Source organism: Jejuia spongiicola (assembly GCF_023502325.1).
Taxonomy (GTDB): Bacteria; Bacteroidota; Bacteroidia; order Flavobacteriales; family Flavobacteriaceae; genus Wocania_A; species Wocania_A spongiicola.
On the sequence record NZ_JAMFLZ010000005.1, the window covers coordinates 43,470 to 66,761 of the forward strand.

Sequence of the window (23,292 nt, forward strand, 5' to 3'; positions counted from 1 at the left end):
TTTTTCATTTTGTTTGACATGGGCTAAACAATGTTTGTTAAAACTAATAAAAAGCCTTGCTAAAATTCTTTAATAAAATCACTTAAACAATAAAAAGCATTACATTTATAGTTTAAGATAATTTTAAATGAAAGCCGTATCGCTTAAAGAAATAAAACAAGAGTTAAATACACTATCAACTACCGAAATTCAAGAGCTTTGTTTACGCTTATCACGTTTTAAAAAAGAAAACAAAGAACTACTCACCTATCTATTGTTTGAATCTCATAACGAGAGCGGTTACATCGAATCTGTCAAGCATTATGTTGACGATGAATTTGAGGTTATAAATATCAAAAGTTATTTTTACATCAGAAAAAGTGTCCGCAAAATTTTAAAGAACATAAAAAAATATGTTCGGTATTCGCAAAAAAAAGAAACTGAAGTGGAGCTTCTACTCTACTTTTGCCAAAAACTAAAAGACTTCTCACCTAGTATAAAATATAGCGCACAATTGCAAAATACTTATAACCGACAAATCCTTTTAGCTAAAAAAATAATTGCAACATTACATGAAGACTTGCAATACGATTACAATTTGATGCTAGAAGATTTATAGATTGTTAAAAACTTTACTTCTCGATGGTATATTCTTAGTTGATTTTGTAAAAAAATTCAACTAAATTCGTTTAACGTCGGATATAAGTCATTCAAACGACGCATATCCGTAAAAAACATTGGCAAACATTTAATCAAATCATGAGTTCAGAAAATAATTGGAAAAATAAATTGTGGAACTTTGTAAACACCAAATTTGGAATTTGGCTACTATCTAGTGCGATTGTTGGACTTATAACATTTGGATATACAAAATTGAGTGAATCAATTTCTAATAGTAACAGTCAGAAAAAGCAAATCGTTAAACTAGACCAAGAGATTGAAGGAAGGTTCTATCAATTAATATCAAAACAAGAAAGACGTAGGGACAGTATAAATGTGAATTTTGACATTGAAATTATTCCTGAACAAGAAACGATGAAGGAAATCTGGTTTGAATTTAAAGCTAGCCCTAAAGGTTATTATCAAGGGTTATATGTTGTTTATCCGGAATTTAGTGAACGGAATATTGCATCTCTGATTATAGAGCTTTCATCATTAGTGGATGACAAGTCTGAAAGTGAACAAATTAAAAAAGTCGCTCACAGAATATTATCGAATGAATTATTACCCTTAAAAATTGAAAGCTCTAATGAACTGAGTTCTTTCTTAAATCAAGTTAGCACTGAATTAAGAATAGAACGTTGGAGGAAATATTGGCCTGAAAAATAAAAACGATTTGCCAACAATGGTTATAAGTAATTGCTCGTTCTCGCCTACTTCTGAAAATCCGCGAGGATTTTCAGTTTGGTGTGTACTTGCAAAGTTACGTGCTAACCCACGCAACTACTCATAGCCGAGACCGTTAAACGAACCTCAAAAAACTATTCATTAAGTAACTCACCCACAAAAGCTTTGAACTCAGTTTTAAACTCCGTATATTTTTCTCCAGTTGCAGGTCCATTAAAACCTGTGTGTATCTTTCTAACCACACCCATTTTATCAATAAAAATAGTAGTAGGATAACTTAAAACATGGTTAAGCATAGGTAGTTTTTCTTGAGCTTTTACTTTACTAGAAGAACCATACTGTGCTAATAAAATAGGGTATTCAATGTCTATTTTTTCTTTTAACCTGTTAATACTATTAAAAGCTCCTGCTTCAGTTTTAGCATACTCAAAAGCTAATGCAACAATTTCAACACCTTTAGCTTTATTTTTTTTATAAAAATCGGTATAATATTTACTCTCATCTAAACAGTTTGGGCACCAAGTTCCCATAATTTGTAACAAAACCACTTTATTTTTAAAACGCTCATCTTCTAAAGATACCATATCTCCATTGGCATTAGGAAATGAAAATTCAACTTTGTTATAACCTTCTTTTAAAAACGTAAGATTGTTAGCATCTGGCAATTCATAATTTTCATTTCGCTCAGCTACAAATGGCTCTTCCCAATGATTGCCAGAGTAAAACACACCATTTAAGGTACTATCTGTTACCGTAGCGATGAACAAAAATGCGTGGGCACCATCAAAAGTGGAAAGCTTTAATTGATTACCATCAACTACGCCTTCTAAATAACGATAATCGCCGGTTGTGGTTCTAAATGTTCCAGTAACTTTACTTCCATTTTGCTTAAAAATACCTTTCGCTATATATCTGTTATCCTCTGAATCTGGACTAAAAACGGTTTCCCAGTTTCCAGAAATATCGTGTTTCGGATTAGTTGAAACATCAAAACGAGATTCTTTTTTTTCAGCTGCAAACGGTACAATTCTATTAAGGCTAGTTTTAATAAAGTTTCCTGTTAATTTAGAATCTTTAATTTTTGCCACTATAAAACCTTCAAAAACTGGCATTTTAATATAAACCGAATCGTTTTTATATTCAATATCATCAACATTTATAACTTCTTCAGCATTAAATATTTTTAAACTTACTTCTGAAACAACTTCAAAATTAAAAGGCAATGTTTCAGATTCACTTACATGTAAAACAGCTCGATATGTTCCCAATTCAAGTTTATTATTTGCCTTTTCTTGCTTACAAGAAAACATCAAAAGAATTACAATAGCTGTTATAAAATACTTCATAAATAAGATAATAAATTATATTATTCGAAATAACAACAATATACTAACATAAAAAAGCCAATTTTTACCATTTTATCCTTTATAAATGATAGCGCATGTTTGAATACTAGTTCCATTATTTTATCTTTGTTCGCTTAAATAGCAAATGATTTATGAAGATTTCATATAACTGGTTAAAACAATTTATAAAGACAGATTGGGCACCAGAACAAACTAGCGAACTACTTACAGATTTAGGGCTTGAAGTTGAAGGTGTTGAGCGTTACCAGTCAGTAAAAGGTGGATTAGAGGGTGTTATAGTTGGCAAGGTTTTAACTTGTGTTAAACACCCAAATGCAGATAAACTTAAAATTACTACGGTTGATATAGGTGGTGATGAGCCGTTGCAAATAGTTTGTGGCGCGCCAAATGTTGCTGCTGGACAAATAGTACCTGTTGCAACAATTGGAACGACTTTATATACTGAAGAAGATGAAGCTTGGACTATAAAAAAAGGAAAAATTAGGGGTGAAGAAAGCCATGGAATGATTTGTGCTGAAGATGAATTAGGCTTAGGGAAATCACATGATGGCATTATGGTTTTAGATGATACCATTAAAGTAGGTACGCAAGCAGCCGATATTTTTGATATAGAAAACGATTATGTTTTTGAAATTGGATTAACGCCAAACAGAGCGGATGCAATGAGCCACCTTGGTACTGCTCGCGACTTAAAAGCTGGGTTAGTTCAAAAAGATATTAATCTAGAACTCATTACACCATCTGTAAGTGCTTTTCATACAGATAATCGTATGCTGAAGATTGATATCGATGTATTAAATAAAGATTTAGCCCCTCGTTATTGTGGTGTAACCATCTCTGGATTAAAAGTTGCAGAATCTCCTGCATGGCTACAACATCGATTAAAAGCTATTGGTTTAAGCCCAATTAACAATATTGTTGACGCAACTAATTATGTATTACACGAGTTAGGTCAACCACTTCATGCCTTTGATGCAGTAAAGGTTTCTGGTAATAAAATTGAGGTTAAAACATTAAAATCTGGCACTAAATTTACAACATTAGATGGAATAGAACGTGAATTGCACGAAGATGACTTAATGATTTGTGATGCTGAAAAACCTATGTGTATTGCTGGTGTTTTTGGTGGTATTGATTCTGGTGTTACCGAAAGTACAACAAGTATTTTTTTAGAAAGTGCTTATTTTAATCCTATTAGCATTCGTAAATCAGCAAAACGCCACGGTTTAAATACTGATGCTTCATTTAGATTTGAGCGTGGTATTGATCCAAATATCACTGAGTATGCATTAAAACGTGCCGCTTTGTTAATTCAAGAATTGGCTGGAGGAGAAATTACTAGTGATTTAATTGATGTCTATCCTAACAAAATTGAAGACTTTCAAGTACGTTTAAGTTTTGATAATGCGAAAAAGTTAATTGGTGAAGAAATTCCGCGTGAAATTATTAAAAGCATCTTAACTTCATTAGATATTAAAGTAAATAATGTTACCGAAACTGGCTTAGGACTTACTGTGCCTGCTTATAGAAATGACGTGCAACGTGAAGCCGATATTATTGAAGAAATTTTACGCGTTTATGGGTATAACAACATAAAAACAACTGAAAAATTAAACGCTTCAATTTCTAGCACATCGCGTTTTGAAGATCACAAAATTCAGAATATTGTTGGCAATCAATTAGCTGCTCAAGGATTTTACGAGATTCTTGCTAATTCGCTAACTAACCCTAGTTATATTACTTTAAGTGAGCAATTAAAAGAAGCTCATAATATTACCATGCTTAACCCTTTAAGTAATGACTTATCGGTTATGCGCCAATCGTTATTGTTTTCTGGTTTAGAAGCTATTTCGCATAACATTAATAGAAAGCGCCAAGATTTAAAATTCTTTGAGTTTGGTAAAACTTACCATAATTATAATGGTACTAGAGAAGAAGTTAAACATTTAACTCTTTTTGCAACTGGTAATCAAAATAAAGAAAGCTGGCATACATCAGCTAAAAAGAGTGATTTCTTTTTCTTAAAAGGAAGTATTATTTCATTATTAAACCGCTTAGGTATTTCTAGATTTAATGAAACACCAATAAAAAGTGATTTATTTAGTGAAGGTTTAACTTTAAGTTTAGGTAAAACTAAATTAGCAGACTTTGGCTTATTAAAGAAATCTGTATTAAAGCATTTTGATATTTCTCAAGAAGTCCTTTTTGCAGATTTTAATTGGGATGCTATTTTGGACATTGTAAAAAGAAATAAAATTACGTTTAAAGCCATTCCAAAATACCCAGAAGTACGACGCGATTTCGCATTATTGTTAGATGATACTGTCTCTTTCGAATCGATTCATAAAATAGCTAAGCAAAGTGAAAAACAGTTGCTTAAGAATGTAAGTTTATTTGATGTATATCAAGGCAAAAATTTGCCAAAAGGAAAAAAGAGTTATGCCGTTAGTTTTACCATACAAGACGAAAACAAGACGCTTACCGATAAGCAGATTGATAAAATAATGAATAAACTACAGGTAAATTTTGAAAAACAACTAGGAGCAGAATTGAGATAATTTTGAGGAGAAAAAGTAGCTTTATCTTTATTGTTTTAATTTTGTTTGCTTTTAAGTTGAATGCACAACAAAGTATAATACGCGCTAACAATGTTAATGATACAATTTCTATTGGCAGATTGGCGCTTTACGATTTAAAGCAGAGTGTCAAAGGGGTTGGTCATTCGTTTACAAGACCCTTACATTGGAAAAAAAAAGATTTCACAACTTTAGGAACTGTAATTATTGGAGCTTATGCATTGTCGACTATTGACGATGAATCAAGCGCATTTTTTGTGCGTAATGAACAACATGTTCCAAATTTATTTCAAGAAGTTGGTACTCGTTTTGGAAGCCCTCAAGTGTATTTTATTGCGAATGCTTCACTCTATGGATTTGGTTTATTTACAAGAAATGAAAAACTAAGAAAGACTAGTGTTTTAATTATTTCATCTTCTTTTACTAGTGGTATTATTCAAAGTTTAAGCAAAACTGCTTTTGGTAGAGCACGACCTGGAAACGGATATAATAATAATGAATTCAGGTTTTGGTCTAATAAAGCAAAATTTCATTCATTCCCTTCTGGTCATACCGTTTTATCCGTGACTATGGCACACGCGATCGCAAAACAGTTTGATAATACATGGTCAAAAATTGGTGTATATTCTTTAGGCGCCATTGCTCCTATTTCTAGGCTTTTTAGTGGTGCACATTGGTTAACCGATGTTGGAATTGGTGCTGTTTTAAGTATTGTTATTGTAGATTCTATAGATAAATTTTTGTTTAAAACAAAGGCATACAATTACACTAAGAAAGAAAAGCAAATTTCTTGGAATTTCACTTTTAGCGGAAAAGGGATTGGTTTTATTGGAACTTTTTAAGTTATTTTTTTATATAATACTTTCTTTCTAAACTAACCAAAATTTCGTATCTTTAGTTAAGAACCTATAAAACCTGATACTATGTTTGATTCAAATTATATAAAAATTTTTACCGGTAGTTTTATTGAAGTACAACGCATAATCTCTGATTTAAAGAAAGTAGACATCATTCCTGTTGTTAAAGATCAAACAGAATCAGCTCGATTAGCTGGCTTTGGTGGTGGTATAGTTCCTGGTTTTCAAGAAGTATATATCCACAAAGACGAACTTGATAAGGCTGTTGAAATTGTTGAAAATATTAATGCTAGTTTAAAACCATAATATTTTCAAAATAATTAATAAATATACTACAACTCTACACTCTGTACAAAGTAGTTAGGCAGTAACAGCATACATTTTATTTCGCAACTCCTTAATTTTTGAATCTTGCATATACTCATCAAACGTTGTATATCTGTCAATAATCCCATTAGGTGTTAACTCTACCACTCTATTTGCTACAGTTTGTGCAAACTCATGATCATGTGTAGTAAACAAAATGGTGCCTTTAAAGTTTTTAAGCGAATTATTAAAAGCAGTAATACTCTCTAAATCTAGATGGTTAGTAGGCTCGTCCAATTGAAGTACATTTGCTCTTGTCATCATCATACGAGATAACATACAACGCACTTTCTCTCCTCCAGATAATACAGACGACTTTTTAAAAGCTTCTTCTCCACTAAAAATCATTTTTCCTAAAAACCCACGAATATTAACTTCTTCGCGCTCTTCTTCGGTTTGTGCCCATTGACGTAACCAATCAATTAAAGTTAAATCGTTATTAAAAAACTCACTATTATCAAGTGGCAAATACGATTGCGTAGTGGTAACACCCCAAGCAAATTTACCAGAATCAGCCTTTTCTTTATCATTTAATATTTGATAAAATGCAGTTGTAGCCCTTGAATCTCTTGAAAAAACGACAACTTTATCTCCTTTATTCAAATTAAGATCAATTCCTTTAAATAAAACTTCACCGTCAATCGACGCAGACAAATCATTTACATTTAAAATTTGATCACCTGCTTCCCTATCACGCTCAAAAATAATGGCTGGATAACGTCGACTAGTACGTCTTATATCAGCTATATTTAATTTTTCAATCATTTTTTTTCTACTAGTAGCTTGCTTACTTTTAGCAACATTAGCAGAAAAACGACGTATAAATTCTTCTAATTCTTTTTTCTTCTCCTCAGCTTTTTTATTTTGTTGTGCATGCTGTCTTGCTGCTAATTGAGAAGATTCATACCAAAACGTGTAGTTACCAGAATAATGATTTATTTTTCCAAAGTCAATGTCAGAAATATGAGTACAAACTGCATCTAAAAAGTGTCTATCGTGAGATACAACAATTACACAATTATCATAATTTGCTAAGAAATTTTCTAGCCAAGAGATAGTTTCGTAATCTAAATCATTGGTCGGCTCATCCATAATTAATACATCTGGATTTCCAAATAAAGCCTGAGCTAATAACACACGTACCTTTTGTTTTCCATCTAAATCAGCCATTAAGGTATAATGAAATTCTTCTTTAATACCCAAATTAGATAGCATTGAAGCTGCATTACTATCTGCATTCCAACCATCCATTTCTTCAAATTGCACCTGAAGCTCCCCTATTTTTTCAGCATTCTCGTCTGAATAATCAGCATAAAGCGCATCAATTTCAGTTTTTATTTTATATAATGGTTTGTTTCCCATTAAAATCGTTTCTAAAACCGTATGCTCGTCATATAAATTATGATTTTGCTCTAATACAGACATACGTTTACCTGACTCCAAGGACACATGTCCTGATGTTGGTTCCTGCTTACCAGAAATAATCTTTAAAAAAGTAGATTTTCCAGAACCGTTTGCTCCAATAATCCCGTAACAATTACCATTATTAAAGGTCGTATTAACCTCATCAAAAAGTACACGCTTTCCAAATTGAACTGATAAATTAGAAACTGATAACATAGTGTTTATTTAATTTTTTGCAAAAGTAGAAAAATGAATTGGTAAGTGGAAACATACTTTGTTTATTTTTAAATCTGAAAAGCATTAATTTAACACGTATTTTAACTATTATTCTTACAATAACATTTAACAACGCATTAACAGCACTTTATAAATACATGCCATATTTTTGTTATACTTAGCATTATGCTAAAACATTTTTTTGAAGAGGGAATATGAAATTTAATTATTGGATACTTTGTGTTGCAATTATTTTAACTGGTTGTAAAAAAGATAACACGCAGAATAATGGTGAATATGCTTTTTTAGGCGGTGAAATTATTAATGCAAATAATAATTTTGTTGTACTATCTAAGTCTAAGCACATTATTGATACAATCAAACTAGATGGCAATAACAGATTTGTTTATAAAGTAAATAATTTAAAATCTGGACTTTACACCTTTAAGCACGGTGGTGAATTTCAAATGGTTTTATTAGAACCAAACGACAGCATTATGTTTAGGCTTAATACACTAGAGTTTGATGAGTCGCTTGTTTACACTGGTGAAGGTGCTAAGAAAAACAATTACTTAATAAATGAATTTTTAAGAAACGAAATTGAGGAAAAGAAGGTTTTTAAATATTGTCAGCTAAATGCAGAAGATTACCAAAGAGAGGTTGATTCTTTAAAAAATGCTAAATTAAAAAAGCTTAAGAAGTTTAAAAGCAAATACGATACTTCTGATTTGTTTAACAAAATTGCTCATGCAAACATTGAATACAACTACTATTTTAACAAAGAAATTTATCCGTTTGTACATTATAGAGGTAATAAGAATGATATTTTAAACACACTACCAGAAGATTTTTATAACTACAGAAAAAACATAAATTATAACGATACATTCTTAAAGGACTATTTTGTTTATAATACCTTTTTACGTTGGAATTTTAGTAATATATCACTTAAAGAACATTATAAACACTCTGAAAATAATCATTTTAAAAGCTCGAATGTTTGCTATAATTTAGATAGACTAGCGTTAATTGATAGCTTGGTAACTAACAATCAAATAAAAGAAGATTTATTTTACCATTACACTATAACTTTTTTAAATAAAAGTGATAATGACAAGAACAATAATGCAATTTTAAAGTTCTACACAAACAAAAGTTCAAATAACGAAGGAAAAGAAGACATTACGCGTTATGCAAATGCTTTAAATAAATTAAAACCGGGTGCACCATTTCCAGCCTTAAAATTAATAGATGCTAGTAATACTGAAACAAATATAAACACCATAATAAATTTGCCAACGGTAATTTGCTTTTGGTCTCAAACGTATTACGAGCATTTTAAAGAGAGCCAACACAAGATTCGTGAATTAAAAACTAAATACCCTGAAGTAAATTTTATTGTTATAAATATAGATGATTATGGTTTAGAGGCTTCTTTAAAAACATTAAAAAGAAACCGAATACCAGTCAAAAATCAATATCAATTTAAAAACCCACGCGAGTCAAGAGAAGTATTGGCTATTTATCCAATGACAAAAACTTTTATAATTGATGAGAGAAAAAATATAGTAAAAAGTAAAGCCAATATTTTTGGGAGACATTTTGAAGACCAACTTTTAGGCTTATTAAATAAGTAAAAAAAATACAATCAAATAAAAAGCCTCAACTTTATTAAGTTGAGGCTTTTTTATATCAAAAAATAATATGCTTAATTTCCTTTTTTATAGTCTGCCAAAAACTTAGCTAAACCAATGTCTGTCAAAGGGTGCTTTAATAATCCTTCAATAGAGCTTAATGGGCCAGTCATAACGTCGGCACCCAACTTTGCACAGTCAATAACATGCATAGTATGTCGTACAGAAGCTGCTAAAATTTCTGTATCAAAAGCATAGTTATCATAAACATGTCTAATTTCTGAAATTAAGTTTAAACCATCTGTAGAAATATCATCTAAACGACCAATAAATGGCGATACATAAGTAGCCCCTGCTTTTGCAGCCAATAAGGCTTGACCAACAGAAAACACTAGTGTAACATTAGTTTTAATACCCTTTTCAGAAAAATATTTACAGGCTTTTACTCCATCTTTAATCATAGGTAATTTTACAACAATTTGGTCATGTAGTTCAGCCAAAGCCTCTCCTTCTCTAACCATACCTTCAAAATCAGTCGAAATAACCTCAGCACTTACATCTCCATCAACAATATTACAAATATCAATATAATGCTTTAAAATATTATCGTGTCCTGTAATGCCTTCTTTAGCCATTAACGATGGGTTTGTAGTAACACCATCAAGTACACCAAGGTCTTGAGCCTCTTTTATTTGATCAAGATTTGCAGTATCAATAAAAAACTTCATTTGTATATATTTAGTTGTGTTTTACATTTTGGGCGTTACTCTCGCTACAAAAAAGGTTGCTCAAGTCAGGCTATTCGCTATATCTTTTTTACAAAAAAGTAAAAAAGGATGCCGCTACTATACTTAACGCGTTGCAAATCTACAACTTTATATACCTTTAAAAATTGTTTTTTAATTAAAAAATATTAACAATTTACATAATATATACGCAGCTATTTAATGGCTATAGTATAAGTTCTTGAAGTACTATCTGTACATAATGAATCATCATATCGCTGATTGCCATATTCATCATAATAATATTCATTAAGCGGATCCACATCTAAATACACCGTAAACGTATATCTACCTGCCTTAGTAGGCATACCTTCAATAAATACATCTCTGTAATCTATAATTACTTCCAAACCATCGGGAATCTCACCGCGCACATCAAAATAGTAGTCGTAAGCATTGTCTTGTGGTTCGTTTTTAATTTGTGCAGAAATTATTTCAGAATAATATTGATTTACGCCACCAATAGCGAGTTTTTTATCAGATATTACTGGGCGAACATTAATAATGCAGTCCACAACATTTTCGCAACTATTAAATGAAAAAAAAGAAAATAATAGGATAATAAGTATTGATTGTTTCATGATGAAAGATTTTTAAAACAATCAGTATCAACTAATATGCCAAAAATATTAAAGCTTATAATGTTTCATTAATAGCTTTTCATAAATTCTATCAGGAAGTATTCTTTTAAGAACAATAGAAAACTTTTGCATAAACTCCCCTACTTTATAATGCCCTTTTGGTTTTTTCGTAATAATGATTTTATAAATTGCTTCAGCCATCATATTAGGGTTGCTACCCGAATCAACGTGCTCGTTCATTAAATCTAAAGTTTTTCCGTAAGAAGTTTTATATGGAGAATTTTCTAACAATGGAGCATGATATCGGCCAGCAGCAATATTAGTAGCAAAATCACCCGGTGCCACATTAGTCATATCAATATTAAATGCCTTTAACTCCATTCTAAACGCTTCAGTTAAAAGTTCTAAAGAACCTTTACTCGCACTATAAATACCACGATAAGGCAAACCCATATAACCAGCAATTGATGTTACATTTATTATTAAACCCTTTTGTTGCTTACGCATTTGCGGCAAAACTGCTTTAATAACATTTATAGGCCCAAAAAAGTTAGTTTCAAAATTGGCTTTAATTTCTATTTCTGGTGTTTCTTCTATAGGCCCAGTAATTCCTGCACCAGCATTATTAATAAGTATATCTAATTTGCCTTCGGCACTAATAATAGTGTTTACCGTTTTATTAATAGTATCTACCTTTTTAACGTCCAATTGCAGTATAGGGAATTCACTATTTTTATAATTATTTGGGTTTCTACTGGTTCCATAAACCACAAAACCTTTTTGGATTAAATATTCACCAACAGATTTTCCTATTCCAGTAGATCCACCTGTTATTAAAACAACTTTAGACATTATTTTTATATAAAATTTAAAAAATTAAAGATATGAAGATTTACCAAACAAAAAGGCACAAAAAAAGGCAAGCTACCTACATCACACCGCTACGACCATTTACCTTTGCTGCGTTCCCGCCCTGGAGGATTCAATAGGAGCTGGTTGTGTAGGACTTGCCTGCTGCAAAGATACAACCTTTTAAAATTTTCACAATAATTTTTTAAACTGTTTTTAAATAAATATCTTGCTCGAAATTTATAGTACAAAATGAATACTTTCAAAGCTCTCACAATCATATTTTTAGGTTTATTTATTATTTCTTGCGGTTCAAATTCTGGTCAAAAAAAAAATGATTTTACTATTAAAACTAATGCTGAGAAGGGGAATATTTCTATATCCAAAACCCTAGATCTTTCTTTAGAAAACAAAAAAAATCACACTATAGATTCTGTTACATATACTTTAAATGGGGTCAAAATTGCCGAAAAGCAAACATTAAATAACCATAAACTAGGGAAACACATCATTGAAGCTACGGTATATTTCGATAATGAAAAGCAAACCGTTAACACTAGCATTACTATTTTAAATAACCAAACACCTAAAATTTATAAGTTTAATATTATTAATGAGTATCCACACGATATTACTTCGTATACACAAGGAATAGAATTTTTTAACGACACTATTTATGAAAGTACTGGTCAATATAAAGAGTCTAAACTCAGAAAGCTTGATTATAAAACAGGAGAGGTTATAAAAAACATAAATTTAGCTAACGAATATTTTGGAGAAGGCTTAACAATTTTAAATAATAAAATTTATCAACTTACATGGCAAAGAGGTACTGGGTTTGTTTATGATGTAAACACTTTTGATAAACTAAGTAGCTTTAGCTATGGCAATAGTAAAGAAGGTTGGGGATTATGTAACAATGCAAATACTATTTATAAAAGTGATGGCACTGAAAGAATATGGCTTTTAAATCCTGAAACCTTAGCTGAACAAAATTATATTCAAGTGTTTACAAATAAAGGTAAAATTGGACGGATTAATGAATTGGAATGGATTAATGGGCAAATTTATGCAAACATTTATCAAAAAAATGGAGTAGCAATTATAAACCCAAAAAATGGTGCAGTAGTTGGTGTTATTGATTTTTCTTCATTAAAAGAAAAAGTAACCCAACATGAAAAACTAGATGTTTTAAATGGTATTGCTTACAACCCAAAAACTAAAACCATATTTGTAACAGGTAAACGTTGGGATAAATTATTTGAGGTTGAAATTGTTGAAAAGTAATCTTCGCTATATCAAAAACTTCTGTTTAGCTATAGTTTCTTGCCGACTGCAGAAATAATTTATTACTTTACTACAAACCTTATATATCTATATAATACCTTTAAGCATGTTTTATTTTAATATATTTATAGTAAGGTTATTTAGTATTAGCTATATTTTTTGCATTAACTAAAGAAACAAATTCTTATATATACCTTAACCATTGTTATTCTTGGAATAGTTTTATTATTCTTTTTAATTGCCATATCCAAACTTAATGCTTTCATTTCATTTATTATAGTCTGTCTCTTTGTAGATATCCTTCAAGGTGTGGGATTAGAACAAATTATTCAATCCGTCCAAACAGGAATTGGTAATACTCTTGGTTTTTTGGTCATGTTTCTTGGTTTAGGTGCTATGCTAGGGAAACTGGTTCTATACACGGAGGCTCACACACTAGAGTTGATTTACAAGCTTCTCTAGAAGAATTTACTACTGTAAATATTCCTTGGACAGACTTTAGGTTAGACGGAAAATTAAATGGTAATTTATTAAGCATTAGCAATTTATGTAAATTCAATTTTGTGAATTACAACCCTGTTGCAAATGCAACTATAGAAATTACTTCAATAAAGATTGATGGCTTTAAATTATAATTCTCAAAGTTTAGTAAAAAACTATTAAAATGACTTACGTACTGCACTTTGTGTACAAGGGCAATTACTTATACCTTGTAAAAAGTCTATTCCTATGGTAACAACATGCGTTCCTGAATTAAACCTTGACAAATCGTTAATAGTTACTTGGTAAGCATAACCAAAATAAAACTGTCTCTTTTTAAAACCAGCCATCGGACCTATATTAAGAGGTTTAAAAAATTGATCATTGAGAAAGCGGTAAGATATACCTGCCCAATAATAATCATCATTTTTGTTATACTTTCTAAATTTAAAATTAAAGTCGGTAGCAGAACGCTTATCACTACTAAACAATTGGTAAAAGATAGAAGGTTCATATTCTAAACCACTTTTTTTAGGGCCTCTAAAAGTAAAACCGGAATATATTTGGTAATTAGAAAGCAAATTAGGTTCTAATTTTCTTATAGAACTATCAAAATCTTTATCTAATATATTATTAGCATTAAAGCTTACAAAGAATCCTTTATATCTGTAAAGCGCACTCACATCAAAGTTATGATTTGAAGTTCGTCTATCATCAGTAACAAAAGGGTCTATTATTGGGTTTTCGTAACCTGTATTGAAATTATTTATATCAATTCTGAAATTATTTAGATTATACGAAATACCAAATGATAAATATTGTTTTGTGTAATAATCTAAAACTAGATGATGTGCAAATGAAAATTTAGCACCCGTTTGAATTGTATTTCCGTTTCTATCATTATAAAGTGAGACTCCAATACCAGATCGGTCAGCAATCCTGAAATCGCCATAAATGGATTGATTATCTGGAGCTCCTTTTATGCCAACCCATTGGGTCAATCCGTTAGCTCTAATTTTTAAATTATCACCAATACCTGCATAAGCTGGAGATATAACAAATTCGTTATCTGCTAAATACTGCGTAAAAACAGGTAAGTTTAATTCTTGGCTATAACTAAATGTTACAGTTATAAAAAGAATATATATGATTAGTTTTTTCATTTTAATTTTTTTTGAGGGTTTTATCTGTACAATGTAAAGTGACCAACAAACTCACGATCGTCCAGATTATCGTTTAACCTTACTACATACCAGTAATCACCAGTAGGAAGTTCTTTGCCATTGTATTTGCCATCCCATTTTTGTCCAACCCTTAAAGTTGCTATTTTACGACCATATCTATCAAAAATATCAAACGTCATATCTCTATACTGATCTGTACAACCAGGCCCCCATCCATCTAGAACACCATCATTATTAGGAGTAAAATAATTAGGGATACACACATCTATATATTCAAAATATCTAGTAGCAATTGCAACACAACCATTACTATCTGTTACTGTTACTGTGTAATCGCCAGACGCATAAATAAGGAAAGTATTAGTGCTTCCGTAAGACACACCATTTAGTGTATATTCATAATCTCCAGAGCCTCCAGAAGCTACAGCAACTATTTCGTTTAATGCTCCATCTTCTAAAACTAACACTAATGGTTCGTAAGCAATAATATCAAAAGTATCAGTTCTTTTAATACATCCATTTGTATGCCTTACATCTATAAAATGATTTAATCCTGGCGGCACATCTATAAATACATTACTCGTTTGGTATGCCCCTCCATTTAATGAATAGTCTAAATCTGATGGATTTACACTAGCATCAACCGTTACAGTAACTGTGTTGGTTGATAAATTGTTTGTACATCCATAGTCTACTTCTACCATAGGGTCTATTAATACTGATGGTGGAAATGTAATGTTCCATTCAGATTCACAACCTTGAGCATCACGTACATAAACTACATGGTCGCCACCTGCTAATCCTGTAAAATCGAATTGAGTTTGTGTTAAAGTACCAGTTGTATATGTACCATTAATATCATCTAAACTAACACTGTAAGGTAAATTTCCTCCAGAAATTTCAATACTAAACTCACCGTCTAAATCACCATTACAAACTTCTGGAATAATTGAGTTTGGAACAATAGTTAGTGTTACTGGAGTTGGTTGATCGATAATAAAATCTAAAAGAACAAAACAACCTAATTCATCTTGAGCAATAGCTTGATAAGTTCCTGGTGCTAAATCTTCAAAAATAGGAGTATCAAAAAACTGATTTAATTGAGGTGAAATAGCATATTTTATAACTCCTGTCCCCCCAGAAGCAGTAATTTCCATTACGCCATCATTACTTCCAGTACAAGTAACATCAGTAACCCTAAAGTTTACAATTAATGGTGCTGCTGGTTCTGTAATTGTTGCTTGAGCACTTGTAGATAAGCAATCACCGCTATCTACCTGTACTTGATAGGTACCAATTGGTAAATCAGTAAATACTCCTGGGCTACTTTGTATTGGTGCAGGAGCAATATCTGTTCCTGAACCATCTTGTAATGTATAAACATAGCTACCTAAACCTCCTTCAGCAGTTGCTATAATAACACCTGTACTATCTCCAGCACAATTAATTGAAGCATTAGTAGTATCTAAACTAACCATTAATGTTGGTAATGGATCTATTGTAATTTCATTAGAAACACTAGATATACAACCATTAGTATCTCTTACATAATACATATATGTACCTGGTGTAACACCAGTAATAGTTGTAGATGTAGCAAAAGAACCTAAAACAGTTGCAAAAGTAGCAGAATTACTATACTCGTAAGTTCCTGTTCCGCCAGTTGCACTTAAAGTAAGGGTCGCATCTGTAGTACAAGTTGGTGTTGTAGCAACAACCAAGCTTGGTTGTATTTCAGTTGGTTCTGTAATAACAACATCGGCTGAAGTGTATATACAATTATAACCATCAGTAACAACAATATTATAAGTTCCTGCTCCTAACCCATTAAATACATTTGATGGTTGAGGACCAGACGTACTAGTTGTTGGAGAAGTCATATTTAATGTATACGAATAGTTGCTCCCTTGCCCTCCACTCACAGCATTTACTGTTATTGAAGCATTAGTGTCTCCAAAACAAGACAATAACGGTGTATTTGCAGTAGCTGTAGCCGTAATTGGAGGCGGAATAACTAATGTTGTTCCATCGGATGCTATACATCCACCAGCATCTCTAACATTTACTGTATAGATACCTGCTGATAAATTAATAAACGTACCGCTTGGTGAGTATGCAACTGTTGCCGCTCCTGTTAACTCATATTCATAAGTTCCCCAACCGCCACTCGCAACAGCAGTAATTGTTCCGCTGTTATTATCACAAGTCACATTTGAAGTCTCAGTAGCAACAACCGATAAGGCTTCAGATGGAGAAGGAATAATAACGCTTCCAGTGTTGGAACAAAACGGGCTAGCAGTTTCTGTAATAACAATAGAATAACTACCTGCAAGTAATCCTGTAACTGGTTGAGGGTTTGTTGATGTATTAGCAGCTACAACACCAAAAACAGAAGTGCTGGAACTATCAAATACTTCATAATTGTATGGACCTGAATAACCACTCACATTTAATTCAAATGAGCCATCATTATCACCAAAACAGGTTACTGGAGCTGGTGTTGTTGAGATTGTTGGAAGCGCTGTTGTAGGAACAACTATAATTGCATCTTCAGAACATAATGTATTAGTATCAGTTATTGTTACAGTATATGTACCAGACGGTACACCCGAAAACACGTTAGTACTTAAACTAATTGATGCAGGGTTAGGACTAATAGTATATGTATATATTCCTGTACCTCCTGAGCCAGTTACAGTAATTTCTCCATCATCGTCATTACAAGTAGCTAATGCTGTTACTGAAGGAATTAAGTCTATTGGTGCTTCTATAGTTACAGTTACTAAATTTCCGCAACCGTTTATATCTTGAATTTCAACAGTGTGCACTCCAGATGATAAATTTGATATGGTAAATGGTGCTGTACGTATTTGAAATGCACCGCCATCTATACTATAACTATATGGTGCAATACCTGCTGTTGTTAATGCAACATCAATTTCAAAATTACCTTCTGTAGCTGTACATTGATTAGTAACTAATGCTGTTATAATTGGTTCAGGGTCTGCTGGTAAAACTAAAACCGGGGTCGATTTAATACAACCATTAGCATCAATAACATGTACATAATAACTATTAGCATCAACATTGAAAGTACTTGCAGATGCCCATGAAGGATCTGTAGCTAATGGTGGAACTGCTGATGTAGTAATTTGATATAAATATGGTGCTGTACCATTTGTGGCAATAGCACTAATTAATCCAGAGTTTGGATTACAATTTGCGTTTTTATCAACCGTAGCAGTTATATCTAAATCTATAGCAGATTCTGTAATTTCAAAAATTGCCGTTGCAGATTGACAGCCATTGAATGAACCTGTTCCGTTTTCAGTAAAAACAATATAATATTGTCCTACAGCTAGCGTTCCAGGTGACGGTGTTGTTACCGTTTCTGGAGTCCCAAAAGTAACCGGCAAATTTGTTGGTCCATCTACTAATACATTTGTAAACGCTGTATAAATAGCATAATCAACTGATGTCGTTGTACTATCAAAGTTATCAATAGTAAATGTTACACTACCATTGTTTTCACCTATACAAACTACATTATTAGGAACAACTGATGATGTTAAAGTTGAAGCTGGATCTATTGGTGCATCAGCAGATTTAACATAGTAACAATCTGTTACAAGATCGTGCACTACAAAAGTGTAAACAACTCCTGGTATTAGATTTGTAAATGTTCTTCTATTTGGAAAACCTACATCCGAAGGGAAAAAAGTTGATGTATAAGGCGCAAAATTAAATTCTAAAATACCAAACTCATAACTACCACTACCTACAGCAGATATTGCTTCTACAGTAGCTGTACCACCTGACGTACAATCTGGTACAACGGTAGTAACATCAATTAACAAATCTGATGGTGGTGATGCAATAACTATTTGCTGAGAAAAACTACAACCATTAGCATCAACTACATTTATTGTATAAGTACCAAAATTGATAATATTGAATGTATGATCTTCATTTGATATAGCTGAATATGGGTTACCAGGAATAACATCATTAAAGTTATTGGTAATATGATATGTAAAAGGTGCAGTTCCTCCTGCAACGTTTTCAACAGTAATTGAACCTAAACTAGAACCTCCTGGATTATTACAAGTAATATCTACCTTTGTTAAATCAAAAGTAATCGGACTAGGTTCTGTAATAGTAATGGTTTCAGTATCTGTACAAGATTTAGAATCTGTTAATGTAATCGTGTACGTCCCTGCTGGTAAACCACTAGTTTGTGTACCGTAATCTGTAGCTGTTGTATCGTTATTAACGTTAATTACAAAAGGAGGTGTTCCAACTGAATTATTAATTGTTATTTGAATAGCAGCATTAGAATCTCCATTACATAAAATAGGTTGCGTTTGCACTACCGAAATAATTTCTGGTAATGTTATAGCATTTATAGTTTGTACATTAGACACGGCTGTACATCCATTGGCATCGGTTACCTCAAATTGATATGTACCATCTGTAGCCGTTGTATAAGTAAATGGGGTACCTGTTACACCTAAAGAAGTATAAGCTCCGCCATTAAATGAAACAGCATAGGTAAATGGTGAAACCCCTCCAGAAATTGTTCCAGCAATTGAAGCATCTGGTGATGCTGTACAATCTATATCTTTAGTTAAAACTGTGCTTACTGCAATTGGTGGTAATGGAGCAATAGTATAAGATTCAATGTATACACAATCATTTGCATCTCTTACTTGAAATGTATAAGTGTCTGGTGATAACCCTAAAAACACATTAGAAGGTTGATATGCTGTAGCTGAAGCAGCTGGAGCAATTATTTGATACTCTAATGGCAATGTGCCACCAGTAGTTCCTGTAATTGTAATATCAGTTGTAACAGTAGGGCAACTTAAAGGTGTATTACTAAACGCTAAATCTGTTGGTGGATTTAGTGGATCAATAGTTATTGGTGCAGTAACAAAAGTACAATTATTTGCATCTCTAATAGTTACTGTATAAGTTCCATCTGTTAATCCAGAAAATGTTGTTCCTAGTTGAAAATTAAATCCATCAATACTGTAAGCATATGGTGGGTTTCCGCCAGAAACTCCAGAAACTGTTATAACACCATTAGTTATACAAGTATAAGGTGTTGTTAATGTCGCTGTTCCCGAAATTGCAGTAGTAGCTATAATAGATACAAGCTGCGGAGTTGTAACACACACCTCTGTTCCAAAAGTATATTGTACCACCACATTATAATCTCCTGCTGCAAGTCCAGTAAATACAGGCGAATTAAAAAATGTCGCACCGTTATCAATACTGTATTCTAAAGTATTCCCATTTGGATTAGTGACATTAATATTTATTGCACCTACGTTACCATCATCTGAACACAGAATATCTGTTTTAGTAACATTAAAATCTGGTGATGGGGTGGCATCAACTGTTATCGATGTATCTGCAGAACAATTATTAGAATCTACAACAGTAATATTATAAACTCCTGCGTTGGGTACATTTATTATTGGTGTCGTTTGAAAAACCGTAGTACTATTTACAAAATAGAAATATGGTGGTGTACCTCCTACTGGATAAACAGTAATTTCGCCATCTGTACAGGTTAATGGTTTTGTTAATGCCGAAGTTGCTTCTAATAAAGGAGGGTTAATAATATCAATATTTCCAGAATAAGTACAGCCGTCTTCAGTTGATACATTTACTGTGTAAGTTCCAGGGTTTAAATTTGAAAATGTATAATTATTATCATTTATAGGTCCTACACTATTTACTAAAGTAGCCCCATCATAAATTGAAAAGAAATATTGAGGACGTACATCATTTGCAGCTAATACCACACTACCTAATTCGCCATTACAATAAGGTTGGGTAATAATTGTTGAAACTGTAAAATCTCTTTCTCGTATTTGAACATCTGGAACAGAAAATATACAAGGATTAGGAGTAACACCAATTTGTCTTACATAAACACTATAAATATTAGGCGAAGTAATTGAAAACACATTACTCGCTTGATAGTTAGTACCATCAATACTATACTCATATCCACTAGGCACACCTCCTACAACAATCTCTCCTGGTGTAGTACAGTAAATATCTCTAGATGTAACTGTAGGAACTAGTAAATTGGTATAAACATTAAAATAGAATTGATTAAAGCAACCTCCTGTATAATTTAAGGTTAATCTATATTGACCAGCCGTATCGATTAAATAATTAGGGCCGGTTTCAACTTGATTCCAAACGCATCCTGGGTCTTCATTAGCACAATCTTGGTCTACAACAGCTGCACAACTTGTCTCATCAAGTCTTTCCCAAATTATAGATGATGTATCTGTTATATTGGTTTGAATATATCTTGTATCTCCTCCTCCACATAAGAAAAAATTAGGCAGTTCTTTACCATCATTTGGGCAAATAACTACTTGGTCTGCAAAAGGAATTAATGGGTTTGTAACTCCTGCCCCAAAAGTAACAACATTAAATTCTTGATTTATTGATTGACAAGGAGCTGTAGCAGTATTTCGAACATAATATGTTCCTACTGCGGTTACTGTAATGGATTGTGTTGTTCCTATTACTGGTGTTCCGGTAGGGCTTGTAGACCAAGAATAGGAATCATAACCATCGCCAGCAGTTAGTACTGTACTTGCTCCACAAAGGATAACATCTTCAATAAATGTACAGTCAATATCTGCTAAAAAGTTTGTAGCAGAAGGATTTAGTAAACAACCTGCATTAGTATTAAAACTTGGATCATCTGATATGGTAAATGTTGGATTTAGCGTTCCGTTATATGTTGCAAAAGCCTGATTACTTATAATATTATCACAAGCATCATTTAATAAACTACAGGTTTGAACAACAGTTACTTTAAAACGAATTTCTTGTACAGGGTCATTTTCTTCTACAACAGAATTATCAACATTAAAAATTATTTCTCTTGTAACCGGATTGTAGCTTTGCACCGTAACTCCTGGTGGTAAAACATCTAAATCAGTAGGATAATTAAAAACTATATTTATAGGGAGTATATCTCTAATAGTAAGATTTGTTGCATCATCATTACCTGTGTTTTGAAAACCAATAACGTAATTTAATTCATCCCCAAGTGCTACTAATTGGCCACCAATATCATTTCCTAAAGCATCTTCAACAATTTTAGTAAGTACAATATTTGGTTCAATAATATCTACCGCTAAGGCATAGAAATAAGGAAAATAAGTATCTCCACTAGTTTCTAAACGAACTGTTCCAGATGTAGCATCATTAGCAATAACTGTATTTCCTGGGTTAGGAACTACCATTACACCTGTATCAAATCCTAAAGTATTGGTACTATTTGGGTTTCTATTGTTTACTGGAGTTGCACTTAATTGGGTAACTGAGCTATTAAAAAAGTTAGTTGCTGGTCTATCAGTTGTTGAAAGATTTACGCCATTAAGTAATAACTGATCTCCCAAAATTGGACTATCACCTTCTAAAGTTGCAAATGCAAAATTTGCTCTAACTGGAGCTGGTGCTGGTACAGTTCTAAATCCAGAAACTGGAATATCTAATGCTGGATTTCCGCCAGGAACACTTATAGCGCTAAAACCATCAAAGCTTGTAATTGATTTCCCTGGTAATGTAGGATTCTCATAAACAATAAACAAAGACCATCCTGCTGAATGCCCTGTACCATTATATGGACTATAAGAATCTGTTTGCCCCTCTGCACTAGAAACATTAGCTACAGTATAAGTTCCTAAATCTGTTCCTAAACTTGTAACAATACTTGTAACGTCTGCATAGCAAGCATAAGGAAAACTATCACCACCATCTACAGAAGTTCCGTTGGCATCGAATACAACTGTTCCTACAATATCATTATAGCCTCCAGTGGGGCCTCTAAATTTAACGTTTGTAATAGGTGCTGCTCCATTTGTAACTGCTCCCCAATATAATCCTGCATGAATAATTCTATAACAATTAGGGTCTGAAATTACTAAGTCTGCGCTAGAAGAACTAAATGTTGACGCATCTCCATCTATATCAATATACCGCATATCAACATTATGGTTATATACGGTATTATCATTAAAGGCATTATTGTCTGGCCCCAAAATATTATTACCAATTAAAACTATATCGCCTTTTAAATCCTGATTAAACCTAGGAGTAAATGGTACAAAGTTTTGAGAAAAAGCATGAAGACTCACCAAGAGAAATAAAACAACAAGTCCAATGCTTACATAAGTAGTTTTTTTCATAGTCGATTAGTTTAGCTTTTCTTTTTCTTTGGGGGCTTTAAAAAAGAAATGTTACAGCTATTTAAAATCAATAAAGTAAGTCTATATCTACTTTAAAAGCATTTCGTCTATATTTAATGATTTTAAACGGTATAAATATCGTAATTTTTTTT

General features: G+C 32.2%; 15 protein-coding genes and 1 other RNA gene. 8 read left to right on the top strand and 8 right to left on the bottom strand.

The annotated features are described in order from the left end of the window. The first annotated feature begins 127 nt into the window (after positions 1 to 127). Positions 128 to 598 (top strand): hypothetical protein, encoded by a 471-nt coding sequence (locus M3P09_RS12570; RefSeq protein WP_249973411.1) that lies wholly within the window; start codon positions 128 to 130, stop codon positions 596 to 598. A 140-nt stretch (positions 599 to 738) separates the two neighbouring features. Beyond that, positions 739 to 1,308, top strand: a complete 570-nt coding sequence (locus tag M3P09_RS12575; protein ID WP_249973412.1) for a hypothetical protein — start codon at positions 739 to 741, stop codon at positions 1,306 to 1,308. 152 nt (positions 1,309 to 1,460) lie between these two features. Here M3P09_RS12575 and M3P09_RS12580 read toward each other — a convergent pair whose 3' ends face one another. Beyond that, positions 1,461 to 2,672 (bottom strand): peroxiredoxin family protein, encoded by a 1,212-nt coding sequence (locus M3P09_RS12580; protein WP_249973413.1) that lies wholly within the window; start codon positions 2,670 to 2,672, stop codon positions 1,461 to 1,463. Positions 2,673 to 2,824: 152 nt separating this feature from the next. On the opposite strand from M3P09_RS12580, the gene pheT reads away from it, so the two are divergent. From pheT to M3P09_RS12595, 3 genes are all read left to right on the top strand, one after another. Then, on the top strand, positions 2,825 to 5,251 hold the full coding sequence (gene pheT / locus M3P09_RS12585) for a phenylalanine--tRNA ligase subunit beta (protein ID WP_249973414.1): 2,427 nt from the start codon (positions 2,825 to 2,827) through the stop codon (positions 5,249 to 5,251). Positions 5,252 to 5,307: 56 nt separating this feature from the next. Continuing rightward, the gene (locus M3P09_RS12590; RefSeq protein ID WP_249973415.1) at positions 5,308 to 6,111 is read left to right on the top strand and encodes a phosphatase PAP2 family protein; all 804 of its coding nucleotides are present in this window, start codon (positions 5,308 to 5,310) and stop codon (positions 6,109 to 6,111) included. An 81-nt stretch (positions 6,112 to 6,192) separates the two neighbouring features. Next, a complete protein-coding gene (locus M3P09_RS12595; RefSeq protein ID WP_099563096.1) occupies positions 6,193 to 6,432 on the top strand; it encodes a putative signal transducing protein in 240 nt (79 codons plus the stop codon). Positions 6,433 to 6,486: 54 nt separating this feature from the next. Here the strand turns inward: M3P09_RS12595 and M3P09_RS12600 are convergent, their stop codons facing one another. Beyond that, positions 6,487 to 8,112, bottom strand: coding sequence for an ABC-F family ATP-binding cassette domain-containing protein (locus tag M3P09_RS12600; protein ID WP_099563097.1), 1,626 nt, complete (start codon positions 8,110 to 8,112; stop codon positions 6,487 to 6,489). 215 nt (positions 8,113 to 8,327) lie between these two features. Here M3P09_RS12600 and M3P09_RS12605 point away from each other — a divergent pair, with 215 nt between their 5' ends. Then, positions 8,328 to 9,749 (top strand): TlpA family protein disulfide reductase, encoded by a 1,422-nt coding sequence (locus M3P09_RS12605; protein ID WP_249973416.1) that lies wholly within the window; start codon positions 8,328 to 8,330, stop codon positions 9,747 to 9,749. 71 nt (positions 9,750 to 9,820) lie between these two features. Here the strand turns inward: M3P09_RS12605 and fsa are convergent, their stop codons facing one another. The 4 genes from fsa to ffs all read right to left on the bottom strand — a co-directional run bounded on the left by fsa (position 9,821) and on the right by ffs (position 12,125). Next, complete coding sequence (gene fsa, locus M3P09_RS12610) at positions 9,821 to 10,474, bottom strand: fructose-6-phosphate aldolase (RefSeq protein WP_249973417.1); 654 nt, start codon at positions 10,472 to 10,474, stop codon at positions 9,821 to 9,823. 212 nt (positions 10,475 to 10,686) lie between these two features. Beyond that, positions 10,687 to 11,112, bottom strand: coding sequence for a hypothetical protein (locus tag M3P09_RS12615; RefSeq protein WP_099563100.1), 426 nt, complete (start codon positions 11,110 to 11,112; stop codon positions 10,687 to 10,689). Positions 11,113 to 11,160: 48 nt separating this feature from the next. Then, positions 11,161 to 11,964 (bottom strand): SDR family oxidoreductase, encoded by an 804-nt coding sequence (locus M3P09_RS12620; protein WP_249973418.1) that lies wholly within the window; start codon positions 11,962 to 11,964, stop codon positions 11,161 to 11,163. Positions 11,965 to 12,026: 62 nt separating this feature from the next. Continuing rightward, positions 12,027 to 12,125: signal recognition particle sRNA small type (gene ffs / locus M3P09_RS12625), an RNA gene on the bottom strand. Positions 12,126 to 12,213: 88 nt separating this feature from the next. On the opposite strand from ffs, the gene M3P09_RS12630 reads away from it, so the two are divergent. Together M3P09_RS12630 and M3P09_RS12635 are read left to right on the top strand one after the other, a co-directional pair. Next, entirely contained in the window at positions 12,214 to 13,248 is a 1,035-nt protein-coding gene (locus tag M3P09_RS12630) for a glutaminyl-peptide cyclotransferase (RefSeq protein ID WP_249973419.1), read from the top strand. A gap of 243 nt (positions 13,249 to 13,491) precedes the next feature. Continuing rightward, positions 13,492 to 13,710: a GntT/GntP/DsdX family permease gene (locus tag M3P09_RS12635; protein ID WP_249973528.1), complete on the top strand. Its 219-nt coding sequence runs from the start codon at positions 13,492 to 13,494 to the stop codon at positions 13,708 to 13,710. Between the two features lie 197 nt (positions 13,711 to 13,907). On the opposite strand, the gene M3P09_RS12640 is transcribed toward M3P09_RS12635, so the two are convergent. Together M3P09_RS12640 and M3P09_RS12645 are read right to left on the bottom strand one after the other, a co-directional pair. Then, on the bottom strand, positions 13,908 to 14,891 hold the full coding sequence (locus tag M3P09_RS12640; RefSeq protein WP_099563103.1) for a PorP/SprF family type IX secretion system membrane protein: 984 nt from the start codon (positions 14,889 to 14,891) through the stop codon (positions 13,908 to 13,910). A 20-nt stretch (positions 14,892 to 14,911) separates the two neighbouring features. Next, a complete protein-coding gene (locus tag M3P09_RS12645; RefSeq protein WP_249973420.1) occupies positions 14,912 to 23,140 on the bottom strand; it encodes a T9SS type B sorting domain-containing protein in 8,229 nt (2,742 codons plus the stop codon). Positions 23,141 to 23,292: the final 152 nt, after the last annotated feature.